The sequence below is a fragment of the Salinisphaera sp. genome, assembly GCF_002729955.1.
Lineage (GTDB): Bacteria > Pseudomonadota > Gammaproteobacteria > Nevskiales > Salinisphaeraceae > Salinisphaera.
Map to the genome: position 1 here is coordinate 23959 of NZ_PBYA01000019.1, position 20852 is coordinate 44810.

Sequence of the window (20852 nt, forward strand, 5' to 3'; positions counted from 1 at the left end):
GCAAGGCGTCCAAGCGCAGCGCCTGCCTTATTGGCAGGTCAAGCTTGGCAACGCGGCCGCGGCGTCTGGGAGGCCGAACCCCTTGCGGGCCGGGGCTTTGCGCGCGCTTGATCGGCGTCAGTGTTCGCTACCGTGCAACGAGCACGCTACGCTCTCACTTCCTTGTCAATCACGCGCAAAGAACGCCGGCGCGACCGTGACAGGTTTATGCAGAGCTTCCCTAACGCCCGCCTGGCCGCCCGGCGTGCGTTACACTCGCGGCTGTGAATAGCTCCAACGTCCCCATCACCATGCGCCTGTGTTTCCTGGCCGTACTATTGCTCTGCGCGGGCTCCAGCGTGGCCGCCGACAGCGCTCAACGGGCCGTCTTCCGTGATGCGCTCGCCGCTGCCCAGCAGGGCCGCCTCGACGCGCGCCCAGACCTGCGCTCCCAGCTGCAGACCTACCCGCTCTACAACTATCTGAGCGCGGCCGAGCTGCGCTACCGCCTGGACACGAACGCCAGCACGGCGCTGGACAGCCAGATCCAGTCGTTCATCAGTGCCCATCCCGACCTGCCTCCGGCCGAAAGCCTACGCCGCAACTGGTTGCCGAGCCTCGCGCGACGCGGGCGCTGGTCGACGCTGCGGGCGAATACCCGCGACAGCGACGGCACGACGGCGACCTGTCGCGCCGTCAACGCCCGTATTCAGATGGGCGAAAGCCCGCGCAGCGAAGCGCTCGCGCTCTGGCGGGTCGGTCGCAGCCAGCCGGACGCCTGCGACCCGGTATTCGCATGGCTCGAGGGTCAGGGTCTGCTCGGCGCCGATGAGATTCTCGAACGCGCACGCCTGGCCGTGCTCGCCGGCCAGTACGGGCTGACCCGTTATCTGGCCCGCCAGCTGCCCGCCGACCGGCGTACACAGACCGAGCAATGGCTTAACGTGGCAGAAACGCCGGCGAATCTGAATTACGCCTCGGCAGGCCTCGATGGCGACATCGCCGTTTATGCCTTCAAACGCTATGCCCTGCGCGATCTGAACGGCGCGGCCGATCTGTTCATGCCGTTGGCCGAACGCCTGCAGCTCGACGAAGCCCAGCGCCACGACATGAAGCGCCAGCTGGCCCTGCTGTATGCTCAGGGTCAGAAATCGCAGGCCCTGGTCTGGTTCGCGCGCATGGACCATAACCGCATGCGCGACGACGAGCACGCGCTCGGTTGGGAAATACGGGCTGCCATCTACAACCAGCGCTGGCCGCTGGTGGTCGATGCGATCAACGATCTACCGCCTGCGATCGCCGACGACGAGGAATGGCGCTACTGGCACGCCCGCGCGCTCGAAGCCATGGGCCGTACGCAACAGGCCCGCGCGATCTACGCGCCGCTCGCGCAGGAGCGCAGCTACCACGGCTACCTCGCCGCGGACGCGCTCAATCAGGACTACAGCCTCAACGAACGCCGACTCGCCGTTGACAACTCAGCGCTCGCGCGTGTGCAGGCCAAACCCGCGCTGGCCCGGGCTGCCGAACTGCGCGCGCTGGGTATGGACCATGCCGCCGGCCAGGAATGGAACGTCGTGATCGACGGCCTCGACGAGGCCGCCCTCGCCCAGGCCGCACGCATCGCCCACGAATGGGGCTGGCATTCGCGTGCCATCATCACCCTGGCCAAGGCCGACTACTGGGACGATCTGGATATTCGCTATCCCACGCCCTACAGCGATGCCGTACGCCAGTTTGCCGACGACAACGATCTCGATCCGGCCTATGTGTTCGCGATCATGCGTACCGAATCGCTGTTTCAGCCCTCAATCCGTTCCTCGGCGGGCGCCGTGGGCTTGATGCAGCTGCTACCCGGCACAGCCCGTCTGGTGGCCCGGCGCATGGAGGCCGCCACCCCTTCGAGCAGCGCGCTGACCGTACCGGAAATCAATATCCAGTTGGGCACGGGCTATCTGGCCCAGATGCTCGAACGCTGGAACGGCAACATCGCCATGGCCACTGCCAGCTACAACGCCGGCCCGCAGCGTATCGCCCGCTGGCTGCCCGAAGACGATATGGACCCGACCATCTGGATTGCCAATATCCCCTATACCGAAACCCGTAACTACGTGCAGCGCGCGATGTCGCATATGACTGTTTTCCAGTCGCGTCTGAACGAGAACATCGTGCCCCTGGACGAGCGTATCGACGACATCAAACCCGGCTACGGCGACCAGAGCGCCAGCCGCTAGCACGCGACGATCATGCAACGTTATCTGGTAGGCGGCGCGCTGCGCGATGAATGGCTGGGCTTGCCCGTGTCCGATCGCGACTGGGTGGTGGTAGGCGCCACGCCCGAGCAGATGAGCGCGGCCGGTTATCGGCCGGTCGGGCGCGATTTCCCGGTCTTTCTCCATCCGGACAGCCACGAAGAACATGCCCTGGCCCGTACCGAACGCAAGAGCGGGCGCGGCTATCACGGCTTCGTGTTCCATACCGGTGCGGATGTCAGCCTCGAAGACGATCTCGTTCGACGCGACCTGACGATCAACGCGATCGCACGCGCCGACGATGGCACCGTGGTGGACCCCTGCGGCGGCCGCGCGGACCTCGAAGCACGGGTGTTGCGTCATGTCTCGCCCGCCTTCGTCGAAGACCCGGTCCGCCTGCTGCGCCTGGCCCGCTACTACGCGCGTTTTGCGCCGCTGGGCTTTCGCGTGGCCGACGAGACGATGGCCCTGCTGCGGGACATGGTGAGTTCGGGCGAGGTCGATCATCTCGTGCCCGAGCGGGTCTGGGCAGAAACCGAACGCGCCCTCATGCACGACGAGCCGCAGCTATTCTTCTACCTGCTTCGCGAATGCGGCGCGCTGGAACGCCTGTTTCCGGAACTCGATGCCCTGTTCGGGGTAATTCAGCCCATACGCCACCACCCCGAGATCGATTCGGGCGTGCATACGCTGCTGGTTCTTGCCCAGACCGCCGCCGCCAACGAGCCGCTGGCCGCCCGCTATGCGGCCCTGTGCCACGACTACGGCAAGGCGCGCACGCCGGCCCATATTCTGCCCGGCCACCATGGCCACGAAGCCGCGGGCGTACCGCTGGCCGAGGCCTGCAGCCAGCGTCTGGGCGTACCCAAGGCAGTGCGCGAAGCCGCGGCCGTGGTCACGCGCTGGCATACACATATCCATCGCATGCACGAGCTGCGCCCGGCGACCATGCTGGACGTATTCGAAGGCATCGATGCGTTTCGCCGGCCGGAGCGTCTCGACGTGCTGATCGCCGTATGCATCGCCGATGTGCACGGCCGCCTGGGCTTTGAAAAACGCCAGTACGAACAGCCGAAAACGGCGCGCGCCGCCTTCGAGGCCGCCCGCTCGATCGATGCCGGCGCGCTGGCGGCAAGCGGGCTGCAGGGGCCGGAAATTGGCGCCGCGCTCAAACGCGAACGTGTGCGCGCGATCGCCGAGGCCATCGGTCGGCGCTGATGTGGGACAGGCGTCAGCCGTTCCAGCCGAAGATCGCAAACAACGCAATGCCCAGAATCACGCGGTAGATGACGAACGGCATCATGCCGACCGACTGCAGCATGCGCAGAAAGTAATGAATGGCCGCGAAAGCGCTGATGCCGGCAAGTATCGCGGCCATGGCCATCGATCCCCAGGCATCTTCAGCGGGTGTCTGTAGCAACAGCACCGTTTCGAATGCGATCGCCGCGGTGGTGATCGGGATCGCGAGATAGAAAGCCACCCGTGCCGCGGCCTGGCGATTCAACCCGCAGGCTCTACCCCCCAGTATGGTCATGCCCGAACGCGAGGCGCCCGGAATCAGCGCAATGGCCTGTGCCACACCGATCGCCAGATAGGCACGCCAGCCGATCTGATCGGGTTCGCGCGTGCACGGCGCCCGCCAGTCCACCCAGCCCAACGCGATGCCGAACACGATGCTCGTGGTCGCGATCACGCCGGGGACTCGCAGCATGGATTCACCGACAAGTCCCAGAATGAGCCCGAACACGATGGCCGGCAGGGTCGCCAGCAGCAGCCCCCAGGCCATCGCCACCTCGCCGTCCCGCCGGCCGCGGGTCATGGATTGCACCCAGGCCTGCCAGAGCCGAACCACGTCGTGGCGAAAATAGGCCAGCACTGCCACCAGCGTGCCCAGATGCATGGCCAGATCGAACCCCAGCCCCTGATCGGGCCAGCCGAGGAAATGCGGCACCAGGATTAGATGTGCCGAACTCGAAATCGGCAGAAATTCGGTAATGCCCTGCACGATCGCAAGCACCACCATCTGATACCACTCCATAGACTCGCCCCGGGCAAGAAAACTGTCGGCTGCGTTTGCGCCTATCGGCCGCAAAGAGCGCGCACTATAGCGTGAGCCTGTCCATGGACGCGTTACGTTTTGGTTGCCGTGGCGTGTCTAGGGCGTCAACGGCGCATCGCGGCGCAGGACAACCGGCTCCAGCGGGGTCGAACGCGCCGCCATTTGCGCCCACAGCGCGTCGTAGCGGCGGCCGCACACCGGGTGACGCGTCTCAGGCAGCAGTTCTGCAAGCGGGCCGAGTACGAAGGCGTGCTTGAGAATATCCACCCGCGGCAGCTCGGGATCGGTCTCGCGAACCGTGTCGCCAAACAGCAGCAGGTCGATATCGATACAGGGCGGTGTCTGCTCGAAGCTGCGATCCCGACCACAGGCGGCTTCGATATCGCGTAGCTGCAGGTGCAGCGCCTCCAGAGGGGTGACGGTATCGAAAGCGGCCACGAGATTGAGAAAATCCGCACCCGACATGCCCACCGGCGGGCAGCGATAGACCGACGAGGTCGATAGCGGGCCGAAGCTCTGTTCGAGAATATCCAGTGCGAGTGCGATGTGGGCATGCGGCGAGACGTTGCTGCCGATGCCGACCACCGCCCGCGTCATGCTTCGCTGGAGCGGGTCACCCGGACCCCGACGTTGGCGGCCTGAGGCACGGCCCCCGGTTTGCTGATTCGTACCGTCGCCTTAAACGCCTCGAAGTCGGTCAGCAGCAGGCGGGCTATTTCCTCGGCCAGCGTCTCGATCAGGTGGTAACGGCTCGCGCTCGCGAAGGCATGCACCCGCTCGGCCACGGCCTGGTAATCCAGTGTCTGATCGACGTCGTCGTCGGCGGCGGCATCGCGAATCGAGAAACCGATATCCAGATCGATGAACAGACGCTGGGTTGTCTCGCGCTCCCAGTCGTAGACGCCGATCACGGCATCAACCGCGAGCTGTTCGATAAAGATCGTGTCCAAACCGCCTCCCGAAAACCTGGCCTATCGCTCACGCGCAATACTATCACCGGTCACCCACACGCCCACCAGCCGCAGGCGCATCGCGCCGTCGCCGACGCCGTTAAGCGCTCGCCGCGCCCGGTACTTGCAGCGTATCGAGCGGCCAGCGGGCCCGTGCGTCGGCGCAAGCAATGCCGGCCTGCATCTCGTCGGCGCGCAAACTCCCCACCAGCGCAATCATGGCGGCATTATCGGTACAGAATTGTGACTGCGGGAAATAGAGATCGAATCCGTCGCGCGCGCCGCGCTCAGCCAGCGAATCGCGCAGATGACGATTCGCACCGACGCCGCCGGCCACGACCAGCCGCGACCAGCCGGTCTGCTTGAGCGCGCGCGCGCATTTCGCAACCAGCGTGTCTACAACGGCCTGTTCGAAGCTTGCCGCGATATCGGCGCGGGCCTCGGGCGTGTCGTCGGCGGCCTTGACCGCGAGCATGACCGCCGTTTTCAACCCGGAGAAGGAGAAGTCCAGTCCCGCTCGCTTGAGCATCGGCCGGGGAAAATCGTAGGCATCGCGCCGACCTTGCGCCGCCAATGCAGCCAGCGCCGGACCGCCGGGATACCCCAGCGCCAGCATCTTGGCGCATTTGTCGAAGGCCTCGCCCACCGCATCGTCCAGGCTTTCGCCCAGCACGCGATAGCGGCCCACGCCTTCGACCTCTACCAGCAGCGTATGCCCGCCGGACACCAGCAGGGCCACGAAGGGAAACGCAGGCGCGCGCTCTTCGAGCAGCGGCGACAGCAGATGGCCTTCCATATGGTGCACGCCCAGCACCGGCAGACCGCGGCTCATGCCCAGCCCGGCTGCGATGGAAGCGCCAACCAGCAGCGCGCCCACCAGTCCGGGGCCGCGGGTATAGGCGATGCCGGTCAGCGCGGGCGCCCCGGCTTCATCGCTCACCTGTTCGATCAACGGCATGAGCTTGCGAATATGATCGCGCGAGGCCAGCTCGGGCACCACGCCGCCATAATCGGCATGCAGCGCAACCTGACTGTGCAGCGCATGCGCCAAGAGACCGTGTTCGCTATGGTAGACGGCCGCCGCGCTTTCGTCGCAGGAGCTTTCGATACCGAGGATGACGTTTTTTCTTTGCAAAGCGCGCGCCGAGGGATTAGACTTCATCGCCTTATTCTAGCCGCCGGGCCACAGCATGCCCATGGCTGGATCGACAAACCGCAGATTCTTCCGGAGAGTGATTGCTCAATGCCTAGCGTACGCGTCAAAGAAAACGAACCGTTCGAAGTCGCCCTGCGTCGATTCAAACGCAGCTGCGAGAAAGCGGGCGTTGTCACCGAAGTACGCCGTCGCGAGTTTTTCGAGAAGCCCTGCCAGACCCGCAAGCGCAAGCGCGCTGCCGCGGTCAAGCGCCACGCCAAGAAGCTCCAGCGCGAGCAGCAGCGTTTCACGCGTCAGTACTAAGCACGGCTTTCGATAGCGACGCATATAACAGCGGCCACAGAGCCGCTGTTTTTCGTTGCAGAGACGGTATTTCGACAGGAGAACGCGCTTGAGCCTCAAAGCCCAGCTACAGGACGACATGAAATCCGCCATGCGCACCCGCGACAAGGAACGCCTTGCCGTGATCCGCATGCTCATGGCCGCAGTCAAGCAGCGCGAAGTCGACGAGCGTGGCGACCTCGACGATGCCGACGTGCTGGCGGTCGTGGAAAAGATGGTCAAACAACGTCGCGATGCCGAACAGCAGTATCGCGACGCCAACCGGCCGGAACTGGCCGACGCGGAAGCCGCCGAGATCGCGGTGCTGGAAAACTACCTGCCGACCCAGCTGTCCGAAGCCGAAATCGATCAGGCCATCGAAAAGGCGATTGCCGATAGCGAGGCCGAGTCGATGCGTGACATGGGCAAGGTCATGGGCCTGCTCAAGCCGCAGCTGCAGGGCCAGGCCGATATGGCCGTGGTCAGCCAACGCCTCAAGGCTCGGCTGCAGCAATAGCTTCAGCGCTGTCGTCACCAGGACAGCGCCCAAACCGTGCCGCCGTGCGGCGCGTTACGAGCCGCACGGCCTGCGGCTCGTATCATGACCGGGATCAGCGGAGGTCTGACCTGATATGGCGCGCATCCCCCAGGATTTCATCGATCAGCTACTCGAGCGCACGGATATTGTGTCGCTGATCGACGCGCGCGTTGCGCTGAAGAAATCCGGCGCGGAATATGCCGCCTGCTGCCCCTTTCATGACGAGAAAACGCCCTCGTTCACCGTCTCGCCGACCAAGCAGTTCTATCACTGCTTCGGCTGCGGGGCCCACGGCAGCGCGATCAGCTTCCTCATGGAATACGATCGCCTGGAATTTCGCGACGCCGTGGATGTGCTCGCCCAGCAGGCCGGTCTCGAGATTCCGCAGGATGCCCAGGACAGCGCCCCGGCCGGGCCGCCTCGCGACCCCTTGTTCGATGCCATGAGCCAGGCCGATCGGTTCTATCAGGCCCAGTTGCGCCGTGATCCGGGCGTGATCGATTATCTCAAACGCCGCGGCGTGTCCGGCGCCATGGCCAAGCAGTACGGGCTGGGCTTTGCCCCCGACAGCTGGGACGGGCTTACCCGCCAGCTGCGCGACCATGGCGCCGCGGCACGCGCCGGGCTTCTGATCGAGCGCGACAGCGGCGGTTTCTTCGACCGCTTTCGCAACCGGCTCATGTTCCCGATTCGCGATACCCGCGGGCGCACCATCGCCTTTGGCGGGCGCACCCTGGGCGACGACAAGGCCAAATACCTCAACTCGCCCGAAACGCCGCTGTTTCACAAGTCCGACCATATGTACGGGCTGTTCGAAGCGCGCCAAGCCATGCGCGAGCTGCCACGTCTGCTCGTGGTGGAAGGCTATATGGACGTCATCGCCCTCGCCCAGCACGGTTTTGCCAATGCCGTGGCCACGCTTGGCACGGCCACCACCGCATCGCATCTGACCACGCTGTTTCGACATACACAGGAAGTGGTGTTCTGTTTCGACGGCGACGCGGCCGGCGTACGTGCGGCACGCAAGGCCCTCGATCAGAGCCTGCCGGTCATGCGCGGGGCCCGACGCGTGCGCTTTCTGTTCGTGCCCGAGGGCGAGGATCCGGATTCGATGGTACGCAGCGAGGACGGCATACAGCGTTTTCAGGCAGCTATCGACGCTGCGCGCCCGGCCTCTGCCGTGCTGATGGACGCTCTCACCGATGGCCTGTCGCTGGATTCGCCCGACGGTCGAGCCACGCTTATCGAAAAGGCACGCCCGTACGTCAACGCCCTGCCCCCGGAAGCGTTTCGCGCCGAGTTGATCGGCGAACTGGCCCAGCTGGCGCGCCTGCCGGCCGACGATCTGCGCACGATGTATGCGCGCACGCCTTCAACCTCGCCCGCGGCGGTCGATAAAGGCCATGTACAGCAAAAAACCCGAGTGACACCGGTGAGCCGCGCGCTGAGTCTTTTATTCGCCGATACCGCACTCGCAATGCGCGCGCAGGATACCGCGGCGCTGCGCGAAACGGACACGCCGGGGTCCACGATTCTGGCCGAGGCGATTGAGTTTTTCGCACAGACCCCAAACGTATCGGTATCGCAGTGGTTGGAACGCTACCGCGAACACCGGTTTTTCGACCGGCTACAGGAACTGGCGGCGACGACGCCGCCGGGCGACCCGGACAGCCGCGCACAGGAATTCGATGAAACCGTTGCACGACTGGGTTCGAATACCGCATCGCTGGCGTCTTTGCGCCGGCGCTACGACGAACTGGTCGCCCAACAGAACCGCGGCCCGCTGGATACCGCGGCCGCCAACGAGTTGCAGCAGATACACCAGCAACTCAGGCGTTATCGCCAGCAAACCGGTTAGAACGAAGCCGGTTACCGGCCCTGCAAGTCGCCGCGACTGGCGCGAGTTGTTATCATGGCCGGTTATCGCAGCGTTCGCCACGCCCTACGAGCCCAACACACGTAGCAAAAGCACATGAGCAAAGACAAGAAATCGCAGCTTCGTCTATTGATTGCCCACGGCAAGCAAAAAGGCTATCTGACCTATGCCGAGGTCAACGATACGCTGCCCGACGATATCGTCGATCCCGAGCAGATCGAGGATATCGTCAACATGATCAGCGACATGGGCATCACGGTGCATGAGTCCGCACCGGAAGATGACAGCCTGCTGATGAACGAGAACACCGTCAACGAAGACGATGACGACGATGCGGAAGAAGCCGCGGCCACGCTGGCCGCGCTGGACCCGCAGTTCGGTCGCACCACCGATCCGGTGCGCATGTACATGCGCGAAATGGGCACGGTCGAACTGCTCGACCGGCAGGGCGAAATCCGGATCGCCAAGCGTATCGAGGAAGGCCTGGCCGAGATGATGTTCTCGCTGGCCTACTTCCCGGCCACCACCGGCCGGCTGCTCGAGCTGTGGAGCCAGGTCGAATCCGACGACAAGCGTCTGAGCGACGTGCTGGTGGGCTTCGTCGACCCTGACACCGGCGACCCGGTAGTCAACGAGGACGAATCAGCCGACAGCGACGACGACGAGGAAGGCTCCGCGCCCGCCAACGACGGCCCCGATCCCGAAGAAGCCAAGGCCCAGTTCAAGCAGCTCAAGAGCCTACACGAAGCCGCGGTCGCCACGCTCGAAAAACACGGTCGCGAGCACGAGGCCACGGAAGAAGCCCTCAACGCGCTGGCCACGCACTTCATGCGCTTCAAGCTGGTGCCCAAGACCGCAGACGATCTCACCCTGCAGCTGCGCACCACGATGCTCGATATTCGCAGCATCGAACGCGAAATGCTGGCCATCTGCGTGACCGAGGCCGGCATGCCGCGTCGCGATTTCGTGCGCCAGCTGCCGGACAACCTCACCAGCGAGGTCTGGCTCGACAAGCTCATCCGCGCCAAGCGTCGCTATTCGTCGACCATCGCCGGCCGACGTGAGGACCTGGTTCGTGCACAGGGCCGTATTCGCGAAATCGAGTCCGAAAACGGGCTCAACGTCAATCACATCAAGGAAATCAACCGCAAGATGTCGATTGGCGAGGCCAAGGCCCGTCGCGCCAAGAAGGAAATGGTCGAGGCCAACCTGCGCCTGGTGATCTCGATCGCGAAGAAGTACACCAACCGCGGCCTGCAGTTCCTGGACCTGATTCAGGAAGGCAACATCGGCCTGATGAAGGCGGTGGACAAGTTCGAATATCGCCGTGGCTACAAGTTCTCCACCTATGCCACCTGGTGGATTCGTCAGGCCATCACTCGTTCGATCGCCGATCAGGCCCGTACCATCCGTATTCCGGTACACATGATCGAAACGATCAACAAGCTCAACCGGATCAGCCGGCAGATGCTCCAGGAGATGGGCCGCGAGGCCACGCCGGAAGAACTCGCCGAGCGCATGGAGATGCCGGAAGACAAGGTGCGCAAGGTTCTCAAGATCGCCAAGGAGCCGATCTCGATGGAGACGCCCATCGGCGACGACGAGGACTCGCATCTGGGTGACTTCATCGAGGACGTCAACGCGGTCGCCCCGGACGATTCTGCCTCGGGCGAGTCGCTGCGCGAGGCCACGCACAATACGCTGGCCAGCCTCACCCCGCGTGAAGCCAAGGTTCTGCGGATGCGTTTCGGCATCGACATGAATACCGACCATACGCTCGAAGAAGTCGGTAAGCAGTTCGACGTCACCCGTGAACGCATCCGCCAGATCGAAGCCAAGGCGCTGCGCAAACTGCGCCATCCGTCGCGGGCGACGTTCCTGAAGAGCTTCCTGGACGAGTAATGACTCGGGCGTGAGCACGCCGTCGCCTCATCGGCGGCGTGCTCGCCAGCCGGGCTAACCCTAGAAACAATCGGGCGGAGCGTGGCCCCAGACCGGGCGCGCAACAATCTCAGCTCGACGCCCGGCCCGCCTACCCTAGCCATTGGGAGTCGGAAGCTCTAGCCTGAGCTCGACGCACATCGCGCGCCTAGCGGTGCGCTCACCCAATCAGCCTGCACGGGCTGGAACGCTTAGCGCGCGAACAGCTCGTCGATGAACTATGGCGGCTGGCGCAACAGCCCCCGCGGCCGCCAACTCTTCAAAAGGTGAAAGGGGCGAACGCCCGCTTTCGCGTTGATCGGTGCCGAACGACGGCCGCGGGCGCTGTTTGCCTGCCCGGGATTGCCTTTGTGTCCGCAGTACTCTTGCCGGCCGCCCCCGAGACACAACGCCCGATTCAACGACCCGATCGCCGCTCATGCGATCGCGCCCCACAGACGCGTCCAATCCCCGCGCGCCGGGCATCCAACGAATGAGCCGGCTGCCGCTCGCATGACTGCCGCTACCGCGCGGCCCCTCCACAGCAGGCGCTCGGCTGCGCATGACATCACCGCAAGGTAGCGCCTAAACCCGCAATTTGGCATGAATATTCGCACCGAAGGCAGCAGGCGCTGTATTCGCCCTTGCTTCGGCCGATACCATATCGGTAATCATACTTATTGATACCTTGACGCCGTCGGCGTCGCACCAAACGAATTTAGCCTATGCAAGAGCGATTCGATCGGATGGCCAAATGACATTGCGTCCGCGCACGTTTCGAAACCAGCTCATGATTGCGCTGCTCGGTTTCGTACTGCTCGCCGAACTCGGGGTTGCGATTTCGATTCTGCAGCGAACGTACGACCAGCGCGTCGATCAGGCCCACGACACGCTGCAGGTCGCCAGCCGCGTACTAGACCGGGTGCTGGAAGTACGTGCCGAACAGCTTCTAACCACTGCAAACGTTCTGGCCTCCGATTACGGCTTTAAGACTGCGATCGGAACCCAGGACGAGTCCACGCAGCGCACGGTTCTACGTAACTACGGCGACCGAGCCCATGCCGATCTGGCCACGCTAGCCGCCCCCTCGGGCGAGTTGATCACCCTCGTACCCCGTAACCGGGCCGAGCTCGGGGTCGATCCGTTTGCCCGCGTACTCGATCGCGCGCGCCGTCTGGGGAGCGCCAGCGGACTCATCATGGTTGAGGATCGGCCGTATCAGTACGTGCTCGCACCGGTGAATTCGCCGCGGCTGATTGCCTGGGTGGGCATGGGTTTCCTCGTTGATGACGATATTGCCCGCAACGTGGCGGCCGTAACCGGGGTACACGTCAACTTCATCGTGCGCGAAGGCGACGACGAACTGTATTCGACCGGGCCGCAGGACGCCGACGGCAGCGTGGCAGCGACCGACAGCGATGCCTTTATGGTGGAACGACATACGCTGTTCGATGCCGACGGCCACCAGTTGGATGTTGCCCTGTCGTTGTCGCGCCGTACCGTACTTTCGCCCTACTACGACATGGCGAGCAGTCTGACTCTGGTGTTCATTATCACGATCGCCCTGAGCGCATTCGTCGCTATCGCCCTGGCAAGACGGCTGAGCCAGCCGGTACGCGAGCTTAGCGAGTTCGCCGAATCGGTGGCGGCCGGCCATTATCACGAGACGCCGGGCGGCCAGGGCATCGGCGAATTCGATGTGCTCAGCGACGCCCTCAACGACATGCAGATCGCGGTACGCCAGCGTGAAAACCGCATACGCCATCAGGCCACGCACGATGCCCTGACCGGCCTGCTCAACCGCAACGCCGTGCGCGACGTGCTCTACGAGCAGATGAACAACGACAGCCACGTCACGCTCGTGCGTATCGCCCTGCACGGCTTTTCGCGCATCAACAGCGCGCTCGGCTACAAACTGGGCGACGAAGTACTCAAGACCGTCGCCGGGCGTCTCAACAACGCCTGCAGCACGGAACACACGCTAGGCCGCATCGAGGGGAACGATTTTCTCGTTCTGGTGGAGTGTCATGCCGACGATGAAGACATGCTGGCGATGGTCGAACATCTGCGCTCCAAGGTCGAACAACCGCTGCACCTCGAGCACACCTCGATCCAGCTTCTGCTCGATATCGGCGTGGTGCGTGTACCCGAACACGCCGACGATATCGAATCCGCCTGGCGACGCACGGTCATCGCACGGGATGGTTCGCGAGCACAGCGTTGTGCAACGTTCCTCTACGAGCCCGGAATGGATGAAGCGCATCAGCGCGAACTGGCGATCATCCAGGGTATCGCGCCCGCGATAAAACAGGGCGAGCTGTCGCTGCTGTATCAGCCCAAGATGGCTCTGGTCGACGCCCGTATTGTTCAGGTCGAAGCCTTGGCACGCTGGCACCATCCCGAACTGGGCCCTATCTCGCCGGACGAATTCATCGGCCTGGCCGAACGTTCCGGCCAGATCCGGCTGCTCACCGAATGGGTCGTCCAGCAGGTCTGTCGCGATCTCAACTACTGGCGCTCCAAGGGCATCAACCTGGGCGTCGCAATCAACCTGTGCGCCGACGAAATTGCCCAAAGTGAGCTCGAGGCCACCCTGGCGCCGCTGCTGACGCTATGCGAGGGCAAAGAACGCATTACCCTGGAAGTCACCGAAAGCGCACTTCTACGCGAGCCGCAAAGCGCGTTGCAGAACCTGCGCGCCCTGCAGGCGCGGGGCGGCCGGATATCGGTGGACGACTTCGGCACCGGCTATTCCTCCCTTGCCCAGCTCAAAAGTCTCGCGCCGGACGAACTCAAGATCGACAAGTCGTTCGTATTCGGGCTCGCCGACACGCCCGCCGATCAGTTCATTGTGGATCTGATCATCGATCTCGGGCACAAACTGGGTCTCGAGGTTGTGGCGGAAGGCATCGAAAACGCCGAGTCATGGCAGTATCTGCTGCATCGCGGCGCCGACATCATCCAGGGCTATTACCTGTCGCGCCCCATGGCCGCCGACGCCATGGTCACCTGGCTGGCCGAACACGATGCCAACCGCGAGCGCTGGCTGGATTACTCGACCGACCAACAGCCCTGAGGGTAAACGTCCCGCGATACGACCGAACCAACCACCTAATCCGCGCCGTATTGACTGCAGGCATAAGGAGATGGCAACAAGTGTGGCAATGCGCGCAGGAACGATCCATCGCCTGCGTCCAGTCCATAGCGCATGCCTGGGCCGGCCGGATGGAAAGCCTATATCTTCTGCTCGCGAACCGAGGGTTTCAGTCCGACTTAAACACAGCCGGCGCCCATCGGATCGTGCCGATGGGGTGCGCTCGCTGCGACGCCGATCAACGCCCTGCCCCCGCCCGCGCCAATTCCTCCTTGGCGACCTTCCGCTATACCGATATAGTGCTCCCCGCATGCACGGGGGCCTGTAGCTCAGTTGGTTAGAGCAGGGGACTCATAATCCCTTGGTCGCAGGTTCGAGTCCTGCCGGGCCCACCATCTGCATAGCGGCTGACCGCCAGTCAGACCGTATCTCGCGTCCCCACTCAGCACTTGGTGTCGGCTGATCGGCGCCTGCTCCTGCGCGACTTGATGCGTGGCTATCGCTGAGCTCATGCACGCTCACGCCCGAACGAGCATGCATGCGGCACACAGGCCGGCGTTACGCAGACAGGGTGCGTACCGACGAGACCTCCGGCATCCACGCGCTCTTCGCACCGGTGTTCGCCCGCGTCGCTGCACATGATTGGATCGCGTCCTGGCTCAACTTTCCGGCCTGGCGCGGCCATATGCTCGTTCGCGCAAACGCGATGGCGAATAAATCACCACCGCGCTCAAACTCGCTTGCAGCAACGCCCCGCCGGGCCTGTCCACAGACTTGTCCAGCCGTTTTGTGAACGACGGCGGGGCTTCTGTACGCCGACTAGTGTTTTGCCGTGCGCCCGATCGCGCTTCGCTGCTGTGCCTGGGCAGCCTGCTGGAGACCGAGCGCGCCCATTCGACGCGCGCGGGTCGCGCTGCGAACGGATGCATCGAAATGCCGCTGCCAGTACTCGCGTGCCGGCGCACTGAACCAGTGCTGCGGTGACGTATTGAAAACCCACAACAGATAATCGCGCCCTGCGAGATCGACCAGTTCGCAGACGTCGCGATAAGTGCCCGCGGTCATTACCCGGGCGGCGATGCGCTCGGCGGGTTCGGTTTCGCCGAGGCGTTCCCGCGGGAAATACTTCTGCGCCATAGCGGCAAGAAAACCGTAAAGCGCTTCCGGGTGATGTTCGACAGCCGTAATCATGAAAGCCACCTCCGTTGCCGACAAATTCATGGTTCGAGACCGGGGCTGGCCCGACCGAATCGAACCGCCCATCCCCTCAAGTGCCCGCTAGGGTGCGACTTCAAGATGACAAGCGAACGACAGAACGAAGGGAATTTGAAGATGGCGTACGCGCATGGCCAACGCCGTTTTATGACAACTATTTAATTTTAATTTTCAGTCTTTTACGGAGTCTCGGCTCGCCGCAATATTCGTCTAGCGAATTAAGCGCGGCGGCCGGCATCGATAAGCCAAGATCTTGAGCGCTTATCCGCGAACGCTGGAACAGGGCCGGGCTTGGCACGAACCGAAAGAACGGATGATCGACTCTAGATGGGTGCCACACACCGCCAGGGGGCATGGGGCGCAGCTCGACGCGCGGGATCAGCCAGCATGACTGAAGCTGGCCGGCCGGCCGAAATTACGTTCTATTTCGACCTCGCCCGCGGCGTTCTCCACCCGAACGAGGCTCGGCCGCTGACGGCTGGCAAGATCCATCGCCCTGGCAATCGCGTTATCACGGCAGCGGTAGCCACGGCACGGCCGGGGTGTGCCCAACTGCTCCACATACCAGTAAGCACTGTTACGTACCACGCGATAAACCTGCACAGTCATATCGGACGAATGCGTTGCGATGTCAGTTGCTGATGGTAACTAGAAGACGACGTCCGTACAACTACTTAGGCTGTTATTAATCGCCCGTTAATACGCCCTTCCGCTATTCATGCGCCCACCCTGAACGCATTCAGCCCGCCTCAGTCCCCGCGCTGCAAAACCAGCAGCGGGTCGATACGCGTGGAAAACCAGGTCATGCCCCAGTGCAGATGCGGCCCGGTGGCGCGCCCGGTAGCGCCAACCTCTCCGATGATGTCGCCCTGCGCGACGCTATCGCCCACGGCGACATCGAGTTTGGACAGATGCAGGAAGTTCGAGCCGACGCCATAACCATGGTCGATGAGTACGGTACCGCCGGTGAGGTACATATCCGGTTCGGCCAGCACGACGGTGCCGGACGCCGGCGCTTTCACTGGCGTGCCAGTGCGCACGGCGATGTCCATACCCGAATGAGCCGAGCCGGGCGTGCCGTTGTAGACCCGCTGATTGCCAAAGCGTCCGCTGATCCGCCCGCGGACCGGCCAGATGAAGTGTTCGGCAAAACCCAGCCCCTGATTCGAGTCGGCGCGTGCCGCCGTGACCTTTTTCTGCTCGCGGGCGATACGGCGCGCGATGTCCGGCGGGGGCGAAACAGTCTTGGGCGGTACGCCGTTGACCCGCTCGATGGGCCAGTCGCGCGGACGAATCTCGACCGTCACGACCTGTTCGGCCTGCCCGGGCGGGGTGACGTGCAGGCGGGCCACGCCCTTGGCATCGCGCCCGATGCCAAACACCACGGTGCCGTAATCGGTCACGTTGAGAGAACGGCCCTCGTAGCTCACCCGGCTGCCCGAGGGGACGCGGGCATAAACCAGCGCCCCCTGCTGCACATGGGCCGGTGCCACCACCTCGGCTGCAGACGCCTGTTTGGCCCAAGCAAGCGTGAGCCAGAGCAGGGGCAGCAGAACCATGGCCGCACCACGCGCCATGCGGTTTGTCGAAGGCTTAGGGTTCATTGATCGCGTACCTTGTCGAGACGGAATTCACGGGCCCGCTTAGCGGATCCCACTATCGCAGACGCGCCTGTCGAAAGTGCCCGGCATTCGCCGTCGCGATGGGTTGACGGCCCCGGCCTTCTACAACGGCGCGCCCGCGGAAGCGGGTTTCATGAGCGCGGCCTCGGCCGGCTCCGGTCGGTGAAAATAATAGCCTTGAAAGTACCTGACGTTCGCCCGTTTGAGCAGCTCGAGTGCTGCCTGGGTTTCGACGCCTTCGGCGACGACGTGCAAATCCAGCGTTGCCGACACATCCGCGATCGAGCGCAGCACGGCCCGATCGATCGGATCGTGTTCGAGATTGCGCACAAAGCCGCGATCGATCTTGATGCCGTCCACCACCGCCTGCTTGAGCACGTCGAACCCGGCATGGCCGCCGGCAAAGTCGTCCAACCATACTTGGAAGCCGCGCGCTCGCAGATGCTCGGTCAACGCAGGATAGTGTTCTCCGAACAGGGCTTCGCTCTCGGTCACCTCGAACACCAGTTGGCCTGCCTCGGCCTGCCACTGATCGAGCATGGCGATGAGCTGACGGTGAAAGAGCGGGTCCGCCATGCTGACGGCGCTGATGTTGATGCTCAGATAGAACCCTTCCGGCCAGAGGCCCCGCTCCCGGTAATCATCGATCAGTTCGAGCGCATGCTGCAGCACCCAGCGATCGATACGGCTCATCATCCCGAGCCGGGTGGCAATCGGCAGGAATGTTTCCGGGCGAATCACGCCGTCGGGTTCGCACAGACGCAATAACGCCTCGTAGCCCACGGGGTTGCCCTCGGCGTCGACCACGGCCTGTAAATAGAGCGCGAACTGATCCTCGTCCAGACCACGTTGGAGCTGCTCGGCCGCACCCTCATTTTCTATCGCGCGCTCGCCGGCGTCGGCACGTTCCTGGTAGAGCTCGTAGCGGTTGCGGCCCGCGTTTTTGGCGGCATAGAGCGCGGTGTCCGCATGCAGCAGCACGGAATCGGTCGAATCCAGCGCGGGGTCGAGCTCGGCCACACCGATGCTCACACCCACGTTGAAAACACGCCCTTCGTAGCGAAACTCATGGCTGCGGACCCGCTGGATGATCTTGTCTGCCACGATACGTGCGCCCTCGGCATCGCTGGCATGGACCACGGCCGCAAACTCGTCACCGCCAAGACGGGCGAGCACGTCGCTATCGCGCAGCAGCGAGCGCATGGCCTGGGCGATCTCGCGCAGGAGTTCGTCACCCGCCGCGTGGCCACAGCTGTCATTGACCGCCTTGAAATGATCCAGGTCGAGATACATCACGAAGGCATGCAGCGCGCCCTGCTGCACGCGCAGCCAGGTCCGCATGAGCGCTTCATCGAACCCGCGCCGGTTGGGCAGCCCGGTCAGCACATCATGGCTCGCCTGGTGGGCCAGTTCCTGCGTCGCCCGCCGTGCTTCGCTGATGTCCTGGAACACGAACACCGCGCCCCGTATGGCGCCGGTATCGTCGTGGATCGGCGAGATCGAATCGACGATGGAGATGAACTGCCCGTCGCGACGTCGCAGACGAGTGAAGATCGGCACCCTTACACGATCGCCGTCCTTGAGTACCTTCGGCAACGGATCGTCGAGCGCCACTTCGTCGTCGGCGTCGTAGAACTGGACGACGTCGCCGAACTCGGCGCCGACGATCTGTTCACGCGTACAGCCCAGCAGGTCCGCGCTCGCTGAATTGAGTTCGGTGATACGGCCTGCGGCATCGACCCGTATCACGCCTTCGCCGATCGACTCGAAGGTGATGTCGGCCAGTTCCTTGGCCTCGAACAGTTCGTGCAGGGCCTGCTTGCGTTCGGAAATATCCTGAATATGGCAGATGAAATACAGCGGCTCGCCGGCGTCATCACGAAGCAGTGACACATCCAGCTGCACATCGACGCTGTGTCCCTGCCGATGGAAATAGCGTTTTTCCATACGGCCGGCGAGCTTGCGGCCACTGAGCAGGTCGTCGACGTAATCGAGGTCGGTTTCCAGGTCGTCCGGATGGGTAATGTCCTGGAACGTCAGCTGCAGCAGTTCGACTTCGTCGTAGCCGAGAATCTCGCAGAGAGCGCGGTTGACGGAAATCCAGCGGCCTTCTGGCGATACCAGCGCGATCCCGGTCGGCGCGTGGGCGAGCGTCTGGGTCAGCCGGCGCTTGGATCGGCGCAGTGCATCCTGTGCCTCGTGTTGCTCGGTCACATCGGACACGGTTCCGATAATGCGCCGAGCCGGCTGCGTATCCGCGGCGCTGCCCTGCTCGCGCAGCCATATCGGCGCACGATCCGGCAACAGCAGGCGGTACTCGAACGAGTACTCCGAAGACGGATCGGCCAGATGCGCCTCGATTCGGGCCCTGCGAGCATCGCGTTCATCGGGGTGTATCCAGGAATACCATTTGCCGCGTTCAATGGCCGTTTCGTCAGCGAAACTCAGCCCAATACGGCTATTAAAGCGCCCATAGAGTCGATAGACATCTTCGTCGATGTCGATATCGATCAAACCCAGCCCGGCGTTTTCACTGGCCGTACGCCAGCGCGTATTCTCGCCAAGCAGCCGCCGCTCGCGCGCGGCACTGGCAACCAGGGCCTCGTTTTGGTCGTGCACGTCAATTACGGCGCCAGCCAGCAAAGGCAATCGTCCGTCGCGTAGCTCGACTTGGCCGATCGCCTGAATATAGCGATGCGTGCCATCCGCGCGAACCAGCTCGACGATGAGGCTGTAGCCCGTACCCGTCTCGCGCGCCGCGGCGAGCGCCTTATTCAAGGCCTCTCGCGAATCCTCGGTATAAAACGCCAACGCGGAGTCGATCTGCGGGGTAAACGTCCGGCGCTCGACGCCATGCAGCGTATACACCCCATCGGACCAGCGAATCTGCCCGGTTTCCAAGTCGTAGAACCATACGCCTGCACGCCCATGGCGCTCGAGAACTTCGAATCCTTTTAGCTGCATCGATCTGGCTCTGAGCAATTACAGCAAGCGCTCAACGAGTCTTCGTTCGGCGGCGAGAAACACGGCATTACGTCATTATACAGCTTCTTACTGCAACGTTTTCAGCACCTTGCCTTTTCAGCTTCGTCTTGCTGGCCTTGTGCTGTCAGACGCGCCCGTGCGGCAAAGCCACCGCACACAGCGACTCGGCGAATTCACTCAAGCGGATGGTGCAGCGCTCGATGTTCGAATACTGGTTGAGCTCGTCCTCGATGTATTCCATGGCGTCGCGCACCAGTGTGTCCGCCTCGAGGATTTCATACTGGGGTTCGAGTTCGCGTGCCTGCGGCCCGACCGTTAGCAGGCCCAGCGAATACATATGGGCAATGAAGTTCGGCACCTGGGCGCGTAAAAGCACCCCGGCCTCCTTGCCAACGCTTGAGGCATAAGACAACACGCGGGTGCTACCAATGCCCGGCAGCGACCCGGCGTTTACATGCACCATTGGCCAGGTACTGCCGTCGGCCATGAGTACCAGAATGCGGGCCTGCGACGGATTGAGCTGTCGCAGCAGCCGCACATAGAAATCCTGTTCGATCGCCTGCTGGTCGGTACCGCGAGAGGCATCCAGCAGCTCGGCGAAGATCTGCGCCGGCAGCGTGTCGCTGTTCGGGCTCGAGTTGCCGAGCGGATCAGCCGGGCGGATGCCGGCACGATCGAGTCGGTCGCCCAGGCTCTTGAGCGCGCGGTATTCGGCACGACGCAGCGCGCGAATACCCAGCCCGGCCACCGGCCGGCGGCCCAGCCACAGCGCGGTTCGACGCAATAACTCCAGCGGCAGAGGCGCGCTCTTTTCCGTCTCGAATTCCGGCGCAAACGCATCGTAGCGCTGCTGTTCATAATCGTATTGATTCACACAGGCCTCCT

General features: G+C 63.4%; 16 protein-coding genes and 1 tRNA gene. 8 read left to right on the plus strand and 9 right to left on the minus strand.

Features of this window, described 5'->3' with window-relative positions; translation table 11 throughout:
• Positions 1–263: 263 nt before the first annotated feature.
• Together CMN27_RS05285 and CMN27_RS05290 are read left to right on the plus strand one after the other, a co-directional pair.
• Positions 264–2213 carry a transglycosylase SLT domain-containing protein gene (locus CMN27_RS05285; RefSeq protein ID WP_293624619.1) on the plus strand — a complete coding sequence of 650 codons (1950 nt, stop codon included), beginning with the start codon at positions 264–266 and terminating at the stop codon, positions 2211–2213.
• Between the two features lie 12 nt (positions 2214–2225).
• Complete coding sequence (locus CMN27_RS05290; RefSeq protein WP_293624621.1) at positions 2226–3449, plus strand: multifunctional CCA addition/repair protein; 1224 nt, start codon at positions 2226–2228, stop codon at positions 3447–3449.
• 13 nt (positions 3450–3462) lie between these two features.
• On the opposite strand, the gene CMN27_RS05295 is transcribed toward CMN27_RS05290, so the two are convergent.
• From CMN27_RS05295 to tsaD, 4 genes are all read right to left on the minus strand, one after another.
• A complete protein-coding gene (locus CMN27_RS05295) occupies positions 3463–4269 on the minus strand; it encodes an undecaprenyl-diphosphate phosphatase (RefSeq protein ID WP_293624623.1) in 807 nt (268 codons plus the stop codon).
• A gap of 117 nt (positions 4270–4386) precedes the next feature.
• Positions 4387–4887, minus strand: a complete 501-nt coding sequence (gene folK, locus CMN27_RS05300) for a 2-amino-4-hydroxy-6-hydroxymethyldihydropteridine diphosphokinase (RefSeq protein WP_293624625.1) — start codon at positions 4885–4887, stop codon at positions 4387–4389.
• Complete coding sequence (folB, locus tag CMN27_RS05305; protein ID WP_293624627.1) at positions 4884–5240, minus strand: dihydroneopterin aldolase; 357 nt, start codon at positions 5238–5240, stop codon at positions 4884–4886. Before folB ends, folK begins: the two co-directional genes overlap by 4 nt.
• A 100-nt stretch (positions 5241–5340) precedes the next feature.
• Positions 5341–6375 (minus strand): tRNA (adenosine(37)-N6)-threonylcarbamoyltransferase complex transferase subunit TsaD, encoded by a 1035-nt coding sequence (gene tsaD, locus CMN27_RS05310; RefSeq protein ID WP_293624629.1) that lies wholly within the window; start codon positions 6373–6375, stop codon positions 5341–5343.
• Positions 6376–6483: 108 nt separating this feature from the next.
• Between tsaD and rpsU the strand changes: the two genes are divergently transcribed.
• The 6 genes from rpsU (at position 6484) to CMN27_RS05340 (ending at position 14540) form a co-directional block, all read left to right on the plus strand.
• Positions 6484–6699: a 30S ribosomal protein S21 gene (gene rpsU / locus CMN27_RS05315; RefSeq protein WP_006915178.1), complete on the plus strand. Its 216-nt coding sequence runs from the start codon at positions 6484–6486 to the stop codon at positions 6697–6699.
• Between the two features lie 88 nt (positions 6700–6787).
• Positions 6788–7234, plus strand: coding sequence for a GatB/YqeY domain-containing protein (locus CMN27_RS05320; RefSeq protein ID WP_293624631.1), 447 nt, complete (start codon positions 6788–6790; stop codon positions 7232–7234).
• Between the two features lie 115 nt (positions 7235–7349).
• A complete protein-coding gene (gene dnaG, locus CMN27_RS05325; RefSeq protein WP_293624633.1) occupies positions 7350–9113 on the plus strand; it encodes a DNA primase in 1764 nt (587 codons plus the stop codon).
• Positions 9114–9227: 114 nt separating this feature from the next.
• Positions 9228–11033: an RNA polymerase sigma factor RpoD gene (gene rpoD / locus CMN27_RS05330; RefSeq protein ID WP_293624635.1), complete on the plus strand. Its 1806-nt coding sequence runs from the start codon at positions 9228–9230 to the stop codon at positions 11031–11033.
• Positions 11034–11805: 772 nt separating this feature from the next.
• Positions 11806–14127: an EAL domain-containing protein gene (locus CMN27_RS05335; protein WP_293624637.1), complete on the plus strand. Its 2322-nt coding sequence runs from the start codon at positions 11806–11808 to the stop codon at positions 14125–14127.
• Between the two features lie 336 nt (positions 14128–14463).
• A tRNA-Ile gene (locus CMN27_RS05340) sits at positions 14464–14540 on the plus strand.
• 424 nt (positions 14541–14964) lie between these two features.
• Here the strand turns inward: CMN27_RS05340 and CMN27_RS05345 are convergent.
• The 5 genes from CMN27_RS05345 to CMN27_RS05365 all read right to left on the minus strand — a co-directional run bounded on the left by CMN27_RS05345 (position 14965) and on the right by CMN27_RS05365 (position 20841).
• A complete protein-coding gene (locus CMN27_RS05345) occupies positions 14965–15336 on the minus strand; it encodes a hypothetical protein (RefSeq protein ID WP_293624639.1) in 372 nt (123 codons plus the stop codon).
• A gap of 402 nt (positions 15337–15738) precedes the next feature.
• Entirely contained in the window at positions 15739–15969 is a 231-nt protein-coding gene (locus CMN27_RS05350) for a DUF2188 domain-containing protein (protein WP_293624641.1), read from the minus strand.
• Positions 15970–16109: 140 nt separating this feature from the next.
• Positions 16110–16937: a M23 family metallopeptidase gene (locus tag CMN27_RS05355; protein WP_366515405.1), complete on the minus strand. Its 828-nt coding sequence runs from the start codon at positions 16935–16937 to the stop codon at positions 16110–16112.
• A gap of 147 nt (positions 16938–17084) precedes the next feature.
• Positions 17085–19946, minus strand: coding sequence for a PAS domain-containing protein (locus tag CMN27_RS05360; protein WP_293624645.1), 2862 nt, complete (start codon positions 19944–19946; stop codon positions 17085–17087).
• A 145-nt stretch (positions 19947–20091) separates the two neighbouring features.
• On the minus strand, positions 20092–20841 hold the full coding sequence (locus tag CMN27_RS05365; protein ID WP_293624647.1) for an Abi-alpha family protein: 750 nt from the start codon (positions 20839–20841) through the stop codon (positions 20092–20094).
• Positions 20842–20852: the final 11 nt, after the last annotated feature.